This is a genomic window from Azospirillum aestuarii, assembly GCF_016632405.1.
GTDB classification, from domain to species: Bacteria; Pseudomonadota; Alphaproteobacteria; order Azospirillales; family Azospirillaceae; genus Azospirillum; species Azospirillum aestuarii.
This window is the reverse complement of record NZ_JAEPIV010000031.1, coordinates 33,339-45,810: the sequence shown is the minus strand read 5'-3', so window position 1 is coordinate 45,810 and position 12,472 is coordinate 33,339. Positions and strand designations below refer to the sequence as shown.

8 protein-coding genes are annotated in these 12,472 nt (G+C 59.8%); 1 reads left to right on the top strand and 7 read right to left on the bottom strand.

The features are described 5' to 3' along the window. Positions 1 to 479: NAD-dependent epimerase/dehydratase family protein (locus JJL56_RS28670; protein WP_200487215.1), on the top strand; the 479-nt coding region annotated here is incomplete at its 5' end. 48 nt (positions 480 to 527) lie between these two features. Here JJL56_RS28670 and JJL56_RS28665 read toward each other — a convergent pair. The 7 genes from JJL56_RS28665 to JJL56_RS28635 all read right to left on the bottom strand — a co-directional run bounded on the left by JJL56_RS28665 (position 528) and on the right by JJL56_RS28635 (position 12,432). Next, positions 528 to 2,492, bottom strand: a complete 1,965-nt coding sequence (locus JJL56_RS28665) for a glycosyltransferase family 4 protein (protein WP_200487214.1) — start codon at positions 2,490 to 2,492, stop codon at positions 528 to 530. A 61-nt stretch (positions 2,493 to 2,553) separates the two neighbouring features. After that, entirely contained in the window at positions 2,554 to 4,746 is a 2,193-nt protein-coding gene (locus tag JJL56_RS28660) for a glycosyltransferase family 4 protein (protein WP_200487212.1), read from the bottom strand. 187 nt (positions 4,747 to 4,933) lie between these two features. Further along, on the bottom strand, positions 4,934 to 6,067 hold the full coding sequence (locus tag JJL56_RS28655) for a glycosyl transferase family 90 (protein ID WP_200487210.1): 1,134 nt from the start codon (positions 6,065 to 6,067) through the stop codon (positions 4,934 to 4,936). 184 nt (positions 6,068 to 6,251) lie between these two features. Then, complete coding sequence (locus JJL56_RS28650) at positions 6,252 to 7,232, bottom strand: GDP-mannose 4,6-dehydratase (protein WP_200487209.1); 981 nt, start codon at positions 7,230 to 7,232, stop codon at positions 6,252 to 6,254. Between the two features lie 124 nt (positions 7,233 to 7,356). After that, entirely contained in the window at positions 7,357 to 8,424 is a 1,068-nt protein-coding gene (gene gmd / locus JJL56_RS28645; protein ID WP_200487207.1) for a GDP-mannose 4,6-dehydratase, read from the bottom strand. 69 nt (positions 8,425 to 8,493) lie between these two features. Beyond that, on the bottom strand, positions 8,494 to 9,936 hold the full coding sequence (locus JJL56_RS28640; protein ID WP_200487206.1) for a mannose-1-phosphate guanylyltransferase/mannose-6-phosphate isomerase: 1,443 nt from the start codon (positions 9,934 to 9,936) through the stop codon (positions 8,494 to 8,496). Between the two features lie 489 nt (positions 9,937 to 10,425). After that, a complete protein-coding gene (locus JJL56_RS28635; protein ID WP_200487204.1) occupies positions 10,426 to 12,432 on the bottom strand; it encodes a glycosyltransferase in 2,007 nt (668 codons plus the stop codon). Positions 12,433 to 12,472 lie beyond the last annotated feature (40 nt).

Below are 12,472 nucleotides of genomic sequence, written 5' to 3'. Positions count from 1 at the left end.
TGTTCTTCGACTATCACCGCCAGCACAGCCTGCCGATCAAGGTGATGCGCATCTTCAACACCTATGGTCCGCGCATGCACCCCAACGACGGCCGCGTCGTGTCGAACTTCATCATGCAGGCGCTCAAGGGCGAGCCGATCACGATCTACGGCGAAGGCTTGCAGACCCGCTCCTTCTGCTACGTCGACGACCTGATCGAGGGCATGATCCGGCTGATGGACTCCGCTCCGGAGGTCACCGGTCCGGTCAACATCGGCAACCCCGGCGAATTCACCATGCTGGAGCTGGCCGAGCTGGTCGTCGCTCTGACCGGCTCGCGCTCCGTCATCGAGCACCGCCCGCTGCCCCAGGACGACCCCAAGCAGCGCCGGCCCGACATCACCAAGGCCAAGGCCCTGCTCGACTGGGAGCCCACCATCCCCCTGCGCGACGGGCTGGAGCGCACCATCCACTATTTCAAAAGCCGCTTCTGCGCCTGAAGAAGGCGAGCCGGCTGGAGGATTCGCTGGAGTTCGCGGCGGGCCTGTTTACAACAGGTCCAGAGCGGCCAGCCGTTCGCGGTAGCGCCGTCCGACCACCTGCGCGTTGTGATGGCGACGCACGAAGTCGCGTCCCGCGGCGCCGAGTCTGGCCCGGAGAGCGCCGTCCCCGGCGAGCAGACGCATGCTCCAGGCGGCCTGGTCCAGGTCGGGCTCGGCCCAATGCATGCCCTCGCCCCACGGGTACTGGCCGGGTTCGACGGCGATCGGGGTTGCCGGGATCGGAATGGCCGTGTCGGTCCGGACCAGTTCGTCGCTGCCGGACCAAGCGGTCGCGATGATGGGGCGTTCCAGCAGCATCGCTTCTGCGATGGTCCTGCCGAAGCCTTCCGAACGGTGCAGGGACAGGTAGACGTCGCAGAGCCGCACGAGCGCCAGGGACTGCGGCTTGTCTAGCGTGCCCGAAACCACCCGTATCCGGGGATCGGGTGCGCTGTGCCGGAGGACCTCCTGCCACTGCGGATTGTCCGCGCCCGCGTTCATCACCTTCAGAACCAGCCCGGCGGGCTCGTCTCCCCGCGGGAAGGCGCGGCGGAAGGCCTGGACCGCCGCCATCGGGTTCTTGCGGTCGAGGTAGGAGTGGGCGTCGAAGACGTACAGGAAGAGGCAGGCGTTGTCCGGCAGGCCGAAATCCCGGCGGGTCAACGGTGCGGCCTGCGGAAGTTCCACGGCCATCGGCATGTGGACGACCGGTATGGGAGCGGCGAGGCAGAAGGCTTCCTGCGTGAAGCGTGAGGACACCCAGATCTCGTCGACTAGACCGAAGGCGGCGCGCCACGCTTCCGGCCAACGGGGCAGTTCCCAGGGCCAATAGCCGATGGCGTACCGGCCCTGCATCGCCTCGCTCCCCTTTTCCAGGAAGAAGCGGACCGAATCGAATCCGGTGAAGCAGAACACGGTCGCGCCGTGCCGCAGATCCCCAGTGACATGACCGGCGACGCTGTGGTCGTTCCTGCGGGACTGGAGCCCATCCGAGCAGTCCGTGATCGAGAAGGGGACCGCGTTCGCCAGAAGTGAGGCGGCCATCATCCGCACATCCTCGCCGACCCCGAGCTCACCATAGGCATAGCCGACGAGGTTGCAGCCCCGCGCCGTGGGGGAAGGAACCCGCCACGCGGCCGGGCGTCCGGGGGAGGCCGGGAGAACCCGCCCGGTGAAGAAGGAAGGACGCTCGGCGCCGTACCATGCGCACAGGGCGGCGGCGGCATCCGCGCTTGCGGGGGCTTCGGGCGGCACCCCCGGAACGCCGGCCAGCCAGCAGAGCTGGGCGTGCCAGGAAAGCGGCTGGCCCCCGCACAGGATCATCCGCCCTTCGATGGCCTCGGCCCTGCTCTTGGACAGGAGGGGCCACAACGTCTCCTCGCGAAGCCCGGCGGTGTAGATCCAGGCCGTGAAACGGCGGCATCCTGCGACGGTCGACAGTTCGTGGGCGGCGTGCAGATCGGTCCGGAAGGACCAGACCAGCATGGCCAGATTGGTCAGCGGCAGGTCGCTGCGGTCGTCCTGGGCGGCCGGGCTGTCCAGCCAGTCCCGCACGCCGTCGGTCAGGACGTCGTAGAGGCCGAATTCCTTCAGCCCGTGGAGGAGCAGCCAGGCCAGAGCCCTGTTCAGCCCCCCGTCCTCGGTCGCCCGCATCGCCTGGACGACGTCGCTGCGGACATCCAAGACATAGGCCAGAATGCGCGGAACCGTCCAGGAACCGGGAGCCTGCGGAAAGGGAACAGACTCCCAGAAGACCCGGCGCTGTTCCTCGGTCACCGTGCCGCACAGATACTGCTTCCGCCCGAAGCAGAAGAACCAGATGAGAAAACGCTTCCGGGCCTCTTCGTCGTCCAGGCCCGCGTCGCCGCGCACGTCGCTGCGCAGCAGGAAGGTGAACCAGATCGAAGCGTCGAAATAGGATGGCCAGACCTGCCGGACGTGGCGGCGCAGGGCGTTGGGCGTGTCGGTCATCGCATCCATTCACCACGCCGCCGGTCGAAGCCGGCGGCGCCGGCTCGTCCGGGACAGCGCCTCAGTTGAAGACGGTTGCGGCGATCAGCTTCTCAAGAGCGTCGAGGCGCTGAAGAGGATCGCTTGCATCGACGGCGATGATCGCCTGGATGCCGATGCCCAGATGACGGACCTCCGGCGGATTGGGTTGGAAATCGCGATCGAGCGTCAGGGTCAATTGGACGTAAGGCGGCTTGCCGGCGACACGCACAGGCGTGCAATCGAAGCTGAACAGATAGTTCGACTTATCGCTGAAGTTGTATTCTTCGGATTCTCCGTGATCATTGGAAATGCGCAGGGTGGTGTTCCTGATCCAGGGCGGCAAGGTGAGCTTGAGGTAGACGCGCACCCGCTCGGGTACAGGCGCTTTGCCAGGCTCAAGAACAAAAGCGATCTGGTTGGATTTGCCCTGGCCCCAAATGCCCCAGGATTCCGGTGGATACCATCCTTGCGTGCAAATCAGGCAGTTCTCCGGATTCTGCCGCACCACGTCCTCGGTGCTGCACAGATCGCCGACGCGCTTCATGATCACGATCTCGCCACAGCGCAGGCGACCGGGCGGCAGAAGCGCCGTCGCGGTGCCGGCAGCCTCGAGATAGCTTTGGATTTCTTGGACGAACGTCGCCGACACCTCGTTCCAGGAGCGCGGAACAAACTGCGAGCGGATCGTGGATTCCACCTCTTCACGAAGTTCCCGGTTGAAGATGATCCGCTCGATCGTCTGCAGGCCATCGCTGACGTTGTCAGGATCGATGTAGATCGAGAACTGGTTGCCGACTTCGGGGATGGAGGTGGCGCGCGACGCAACGCACAACTTGCCGTATACGAGGCTTTCGCCGACCGGCAGTCCCCAGCCTTCGTTGTAGCTTGGGAAGACGGTGAACATGCAGTGCTTGTAGAGCGCCTCAAGTTCTGAATTGTCGAGGCCGGACATAATCTTGATGTGGCCGTCTAGATAGCGGGTCGCCTCGAGCTGGGCGAACAGATCATCCACCCGCCAACCGCGGCGCCCGACCAGAACCAGCTTGGGAATGGCGCTCCTCCCATGCTTCTTCAACAGTTCGCGCCAGATGCGGAACAGATAGAGGTGGTTCTTCCGGACTTCGATCGTACAGACGCACAGAACGTAGGGGCCGTCGATCGATTCGATGACGCGCAACGTGTTGGCCGCGTTGGACGGGCCACTGTCTGCGGAACCGCTGTTGCGCAGTTCGTGGGCGAGAAGAACCGGGCGGATCGTCTTCGCGCCTTGCTTGGTCAGGTGGTAGTATTGTTCCACCTCGTTGGCAGTATGACGCGAGATGGTGAGGATGAGATCCGAAAGCTGAGCGACCAGAGAAAATGTCTGGATAAAATTCTTGATCAGATTGATGTCGCAGTATTCCGGATAATAAAGCGGGATCAGATCGTAGATATAGACCCCGATACGGACACCCTTGCTGCGCAGGGCGGTCAGAAGATAAGGAATCTCCGGGAAAACCCAGAAAGCGCCGAGGACGAACAGCATGCTCCCGCTTACGATCTCCGCGGGCGGCAAGCGTGCAACGTCGGCGATCATCGTGACGTAGGAAACCCACTCGGCTTCAGGAACCAAGGCGTTGACGTCAAGACGCGCAAGCAGGGTATCCAAAGCGTTGTTTGGAACCTGATAGTAACGAACGCACTCTGGGGTCGTGACACAGAACTTATAACGGTGCCACTTGTTGCTTAGAATGGAGCGGATAATTTCACATTGGACACGCTGAATGCCAGAAACAGTCTTGTGATGCCTTAGGTAGAAAAGAAAATCAGAAATATCAATCCAAACGGTTTGCTCATGAACGAATGGAGCATCCGACTTAGAGGTTTCCTGGACCAAGGAAGCAATCGGTAGACTCATGGTGCTGTCCAATGCTGCGCGCAAGGCAAAACTGAAAGGAATTTGGCCAACCCCGGTGACCTCAACCTTCAATCCTTCGAGCGGTGTGGATCGCGGAATGGAAATAGTGAAGGCATAACGGCCATTTCCTTTGCCAGCCCGCTCCAGATCCTCGCGATATTGGTCCGCCATTCCCGAAGCAATCAGGGTGTCGTTGCTGTAAACAGAGATCGGGAGCGGCTCATTCGAGTTGAGTGCGCGAGCCCAGCCAATCATGACGCCATCGGAAACTTTATCGACATACCCTTCGCACTGAAGGTCGGCCTTTTCCATAAAGCCGTCAACGTGGCTGGTCATCGCGGTGGAGTCCTTTTACCGATTCAGCATAAAATTAGGCAGGAAGGCACTGGCAATTTGTATTGTATTTCATATAACTTTTTATTGTCAATGGCGTTATCAATGTGAACTGTATGCCGACTAGCTGCGGAAAGAAATTGTCACTGCCCACGCGTGACCTTACTAAGTTGTATGTCTAAACATAGGTTCAGAAAGAACCCTCATTTTGGGACTTGAACATTCCATTAACTATCTTCCGGGTTTCGGTATCGATCGTCATCTGTGCCGCAAATTCCATACCGTTTTTTGCGATCCGCTCTGCTTTGCTGTCGTTCTCCTGACACCAGACGACTTTTTCGGCCAGATCGGTCATGTCGGCGGACACCGGGACATAGTGAATCCATGGCTGCATGTCCTGATAGTACCACTCTTCCCAATCGGACGAGACTTTAAGAACGCAGCTCCCCATGAGGAACTTATTGAAAAGCCCCCAGGAGTTGGCATTGCCATCGATATCCACAAGATACTTGTATTGTATCATCCCGGACTGCGGGACATATCCTTTGAACAGACCCTGCTCAATCAGAGATTCATGGATTTCCTTATGATCATTGTGCGTCAAGGCTTGGACGACATCGGTGATGCCGGCGTCCAGCAGATCCGGATGAGCGCAGGAGACGGCGCAGAGCTGGTAGCGGGGCAATCTTGGGAGGTCGGCCATCGTCAGATTCAAGAGGCCAGTGGAACTCCCCCGCCAGAACGCCTGCGGCTTGCGCTCTTTCCATGGAACATGAACGCTGCGCACTTCGTCCCGGAAGGCTGCGTAGGCGAGGCTTGTCATGAAGTATTCATCCGGGAAAAGGCAAATGTTCTGAAAACCTTTCCGGCGCTGGTAGGCGATGCTGTGCGGGATGTTGTCGGACATATCGCCGACCTGAAAGACCCACTCGAATGTGTTTCCCGGCGCGACGCCGAGGCGCTGTGTCAGATCAAATTGCGAAATGGTGTTCTTTGCGTAACGGCGTAGCGCAAAAAGCAGAAACGTCACCGCTTTCGAGAAGCGGGCGATGTGAACATTGGATTGTTCGGAAAAATCGGTTTCGTATGGAAAGATAAGTTGGGTCTGGGCATCCGCCGAGAATGACTGTTGGATAACGAACGACTCATAAATGTTGAGCCCTGGGAACCTGTCAAAGAAGTCCTTGTCGAATATGAAAGATACGTCTTCGCCGCTTACCGGCAGCAAGAACGCCGGATGGATGTCTGGCCTTGAATAAATATTGCTTAGAAGAAAGCCGTTCCTGCTCTGATCAGCGCCGGAAATCTGTTCGCTTCCAAGCATGGCTCAACTCCCATTCATAGGAAAAATAGCATACTACCAATGGCAATATAGTCTGGTGGATTCGGCAGGGCAAGCGTAACTCCCGCGTGCGGCGGCTTTTGCAGGCGGCATTTCCGGTGTGGCGGGCCGTTTCTGCTCTCTGGCGTTCATGGCGGTCCGCTCTGAGGGCAGGAAGCTTACCGTGTTATGCCGGTTGAACGGCGCTGACGCGGGCCAACTCGCTGGACACCAGGGCCGTGGCGATGTCTGGCATGGTCATGCTTGCCTTCCAGTTCAGAAGGGTGCGTGCCTTGTCCGGGTTTCCGACGCTCCGGTCGATTTCCGAAGGACGGAACAGACCAGAATCGACATCCACATGCTTGCTCCAATCGAGACCGACGGCGCGGAACACCTCCGCGACGAACTCTTTCAGAGACGCGGAATGGCCGGTCGCAATGACGAAGTCTTCCGGCGTCTCGTGTTGCAGCACGCGCCACATGGCGTCGACATATTCCGGTGCCCATCCCCAATCGCGGTGGATGGAGATGTTGCCGAGACGCAAGCGCTCCCGCTGCTGGCCGTTGGCGATGCGGACGGCGGTGGAAACGATTTTCCGGGTCACGAAACGCTGCGGGCGTAGCGGGGACTCATGATTGAACAGAATGCCCGAGCAGGCATGGAGGTTGTATGCTTCGCGGTAGTTGGCGACGGTCCAGAAGGACGCCGCCTTAGCCGCCGCATAAGGGCTGCGTGGGTGGAAGGGTGTCGACTCGTTGGCAGGCTCGGGCGTGTTGCCGAAGCATTCGCTAGACCCCGCGTTGAAAAGCTTCGCGGGATGCTCGAGCATCTTGAGGCATTCAAGGATGTTCAGCGTGCCGACGGCGATGCTCTCGAACGTCTCGACCGGCTGGTCGAAGGAGAGGCCGACCGACGACTGCCCGGCGAGATTGTAGATTTCGTCCGGCCGCACCTTCCTAAGAACCCGGAACACGCTGCGGAAATCGTTCAGGGAAAGGGAGTGGGTCCGGATCTGGTCACGGATGCCGAGGGACTGCAGGCTGTCGAACGCCCGAACCTGATCGTCCCGGGACGTGCCGTGGATCTCGTATCCCTTTGCAAGCAGAAGCTTGGTCAGATAGGCCCCGTCCTGGCCGCCCACTCCCAGGATCAATGCAACCTTGCTCATATCGAACCTCGCAGGGAAACGGGCTTGCACGATCAAACGCGCGCAGACGGAACGCAAAGAGGGACGCGCGCCTTCCGGTGGCCGTGGCCACCGGAAGAGGACGGTGATCCTGGCGGATACGGCCTTAGTCGGAGCGGCCGTACCGCTGCTGCTCGCCCTTCAGCAACTCGACGTCGGCGGTGACCATCTCGCGGACCAGATCCGGGAAGGAGGTCGTGGCCGTCCAGCCGAGCTTTTCCTTGGCCTTGGCCGGGTTGCCCAGCAGCAGGTCGACCTCGGTCGGGCGGAAGTAGCGGGGATCGATCTCGACCAGCACCCGGCCGTCGCGCGCGTCCACACCCTTCTCGTTCACGCCTTCGCCGGTCCACTCGATCTTGCGGCCGACATGGCCGAAGGCCAGCTCGACGAACTCGCGGACGGAGTGGGTCTCGCCGGTGGCGAGCACATAGTCGTCGGCCTGCGTCTGCTGCAGGATGCGCCACATGCCTTCGACATAGTCGCGGGCGTGACCCCAGTCGCGCTTGGCGTCGAGGTTGCCGAGGAACAGCTTGTCCTGCCGGCCGAGGTCGATGGCCGCCACGGCGCGGGTGATCTTGCGGGTGACGAAGGTCTCGCCGCGGATCGGGCTCTCGTGGTTGAACAGGATGCCGTTGGAGGCGTGCATGCCGTAGGCTTCACGGTAGTTCACCGTGATCCAGTAGGCGTACAGCTTGGCCGCCGCGTAAGGGCTGCGCGGGTAGAAGGGGGTCGTCTCCGACTGCGGCGTCTCCTGCACCTTGCCGTACAGCTCCGACGTCGAGGCCTGATAGAAGCGGACCTTCTCCTCCATCTTCAGGATGCGGATCGCTTCGAGCAGGCGCAGCGTGCCGATGCCGTCGGCGTTGGCCGTGTATTCGGGCGTCTCGAAGCTGACCTGTACGTGGCTCTGGGCCGCCAGATTGTAGATCTCGTCCGGCTGGATCTCCTGGACGAGACGGATCAGGTTGGTGGCGTCGGTCAGGTCGCTGTAATGCAGCCGGAACGACACGTTCGGCTCGTGCAGGTCCTTGTACAGGTGGTCGATGCGGCCGGTGTTGAACGAAGACGAGCGGCGCTTCGTGCCGTGGACCTCGTAACCTTTCGCAAGCAGAAGCTCGGCCAAATAGGCGCCGTCCTGGCCCGTGGCTCCCGTGATCAGGGCAACCTTGCTCAACTCAATTCTCCTACCGGTTCAAAGTTTCCTGGCAGTCTGGCTGCCTGCCCCAAGAGACGACGGACGTCGTCAAGCGCGTGCGTAGCTGTCGTCGAGCCGCACGATGTCGTCTTCGCCCAGATAACCGCCGGACTGCACCTCGATCAAGTGCAGAGGCACCTTTCCGGGATTTTCCAGCCGGTGCACCGTGCCCATCGGGATGTAGACGGACTGATTCTCGTAGACGAACACCTTCTCCTCGCCGCGGGTTACCAGCGCCGTGCCTTCGACGACGATCCAGTGCTCGGCGCGGTGGTAATGCATCTGCAAGGAGAGCTTCTCGCCCGGCTTGACGGTGATCCGCTTCACCTGGAAACGGTCGCCGCGGTCGACGCCGCGGTAGCAGCCCCAGGGGCGGTGAACGGTCGTGTGCAGGGCGTGCTCGTTGCGGCGGTCGGCCTTCAGGCGCTCGACCACCTGCTTCACCTCCTGGGCGCGGTCCCGTTCGGCCACCAGCACGGCGTCGTCGGTCGCGACGACCACGACGTTCTCCACACCGACGACCGCGACGAGAAGGCCGTCCTCGGAGCGGGCGTAGACGTTGCGCGCGTCGCTTAGGACGACGTCGCCCTTGGTGGCGTTGCCTTGGCCGTCCTTCTCGGCGATGTCCCACAGGGCCGACCAAGCACCGACGTCGCTCCAGCCCATGTCGACCGGCACGACGGCGGCGTGGCCGGTCTTTTCCATGACGGCGTAGTCGATGGAGTCGGACGGCGAGGCGGCGAAAGCCTCTGCCCCGACGCGCAGGAAGGTGAGGTCGCGCCGCGACGCCGCCAGGGCGCGCCGGCAGGCGTCGACGATCGCCGGATTGAACCGCTCAAGCTCGGTGAGGTAGGCGGCGGCGGAGAGCAGGAAGATGCCGCTGTTCCACAGATAGGAACCATTGGTCAGATAGGATTCGGCGGTCGCCTGGTCCGGCTTCTCGACGAAGCGCTCGACCGCATGGACGCCGTCATGGACGCCGAGGGGCGTGCCCGCCTTGATGTAGCCATAGCCGGTTTCCGGCTGGGACGGCGTGATGCCGAAGGTGACGAGCGCTCCAGCGGCGGCGGCGGACGCCGCCTTGCCGACCGCTTCCAGGAAGCGTTCCGGGGCGGTGATGACGTGGTCCGACGGCATCACCAGCATCAGCCCGCCGTCCGGCGTCTCCTCGAGGATGCGCAGCGCGGCGAGGCACACTGCGGGGGCGGTGTTGCGCGCGACCGGTTCGAGGATGATGTCCGCCGGTTCCACCGACGTGGAGCGGAGCTGCTCCGCCACGATGAAGCGGTGTTCCTCGTTGCAGATGATGAAGGGAGCGGCGAACCGCTCGCCGGAGACGCGCTTGGCCGTCTCCTGGATCATGGTCAACTGGCCGGCCAAAGGCAGGAACTGTTTCGGGTAGGACGAGCGCGACAGAGGCCACAGGCGGCTTCCCGATCCCCCTGACAGGATAACCGGAGTGATGATCCTCGCCGGAGAGACGGCTGTCATTTTCAACCCTTTCGCTTCCTTGCTCATGTTGCCGACGATCGTGCTTTCACGGACGAAAACTTAATGGGTTCGGATGGGATACTGTAACTTCTATTAAGGATAAATTAACGACGATTGGCACCCTTTGCCTGCCGTGTTCTGGCAGGAGCGAAGGCTTATGGCGTATGCTTCATCAGCGCAACCCTGTTTCGACGCATGAACTCGCAATGCTCCAAAGGGGGCATCAATTACGGGCCTGAAATATTTCTTCCGCCTAAATCCCCTTTTTTGGTGCATCTTTTAGAAGATTCGTTCCTGATGCTGTCAAGCAATATCTATTGCACAGCACAATCCCAAAGCTCGTCACGCCTAGCCTGCGCCTTCCGGACATATGCTTGTAAAGCATTTCAAGAAGAATCGTTGAATGGGGGGAGTGATCGCGCCATATGACGCGGGAGCCTCCTACATTCAATTCGCGATTTCCGTACCCAGCGTGCTTCCTGATGGATATCAGAGGGGCAGATGGCTGGTTGGCTTCCTTTCGATAAGCTGGAAGGTTTCCCAGAGGCCGGCATTTTCCCGGTTTCTCGTCACTGCTGATTGGTCGGCCTCGGCGCACAAGAAATTTCCATTCTTGGAAAGGCTAAATTCCTTCCCGGATTTATGTACCGATACCTTGTACCCATGGAGCGGTCCGTGATTGATCGTGCACTCGTTGAGAAGAACCTCGCTGTCTATTGCGACATGAGGAAGATCATTGTGTGTTATGGCTCTTGCAGAGGAGTGTCCATTGACGGATTTCGACTGCATTATTTCTCCATTGGGACCGATGGACAGGAACGTCCCATGACAGGTCTGGATGAAATAACCCGAAGAATCGCCCGGGACCGGATTCGATGGACTTTCGCCAACGCAAATGCCTTCGCGCTCTTCGCGCGGCTTTTCCGTTTCTTCAAGAAAACAGGATAGGGTGATGGGCTGAAACGTGCACCATGCATTATAATTGTTCGGAGCACCGGGCGCCATTGTCACGCTGAATTCCAAGTCGATGTAAATGGAATCTGTCGCAATGTCCGTTACCGCATCAGTCGCGGCGCCGGGCTCCAGGCGGAATTGCGATTCCTTGAAGGCGCCGTCACCATCGCTCTCTCTCCAGCGAACGATGAAATCGACGGCATGAGCCGCCTCTGCCTTGAGGGCCAGACCGCAGGACAACCGGGATGTGCCATAAGTCGGAATGCCGTGGAAGCGGCAGGCGATCTCTTCATGCCCCCATGTCGGGTTCATGAAGAGAGCATCGTCCGAGAGTTTGAAATAATCATGTTGAGGAACGTTACGAGACTCTGGGCGAAATGCATCGCGATATTTGAGGATATCGATGGATGTTTTGGCGTTTGTCCCGGCCTCTTTGGAGAGAGTGGCTTCCAGGACGGCCTCCAGAACAGCAGACCGCTTTTCGCCCTGAAGGGCCTTCGACTGCACAATGGCATCGACCTTGTTGCGCCAGTTGGCGAAAATCGCGGGGTTGTTGGTTGCCAGAATGTCGAGGGCCTTGGCATCCATCTGGCCGGACCAAGCCATATTTCCGAACAGGCGGGGCGCCGAGTAGTAATATACCTCAAGCGCGTACCGGTCCCAGGCGGATTTGTCGCCGTCACGATAGGCCATGATCGGACGGTTTACATAGCATGACTTTCCGTCACAGGCCGCATTCAATGAGATCGCCAACGGCGAGATGAAGTATCCCAAAGCAAAACGCTGGGCCTGAAGGCTGAGAGGCTTGCGCCTGACGATTTGGCTGCTGACGCGAAGATATTCGAAGCCAATGACATGCACGGACTCGTCACCGTTCAGAAGAAATCTTTCTTCCTCGGAAGGCGGGTGGTGCAGGCGTTGGGCTTTGACGGTGCGGACCGGGAAATCTATGTTGATAGGATTCAGATAGATGTTGCTTACCTTATCATTCCGGTACGTCTTGATAGTGTCCATTACATAAGAAATGGAGCCGGGCATCAAAAGATCGTCATCCCCAATGATCCATTGAAACTCGCTGTTCCCCTCAAGATAAAGGGAAACTATGTTCAGATCCGGACCGACATTGTTGTGATGCCTTTTGTACTTAAGAAAAGGGAAAATCGGGCCGAGTTCCCTTACCAGATCCTCGTTGTTCGGGTTTCGTGAATTGTCGTGAATATAAACGTCGATGAATTCCTGAAGTCCGCTGATCTGATAACAAAGCTCGCAAATAAGCTGCCGCACTTCGGCATGCCGATCGAAGACAGGGACGCCGATGCTCAGGAGATTGGTCGTCTTCCGGGGCGCGCAGGGACGTCCGGCCTGGAGAGCCTTTTCGACGAAGATTTCGGAGAGCAACAGCTCTCGGTTGATTTCGGCGATTGTCCGGCCCGAATCCCTGTCCAGGATCTCGGAAAAGCGGTCATGAGCCTCTTGCAGCCGCCGCTGGTCGCGCAGAGCGAAGGCGGATTCCAGGGCGTCATCAAGGTTCATGGTTTCCATGGTCGAACACACCAAATACAGGAATGCGAGGGATGCAGGA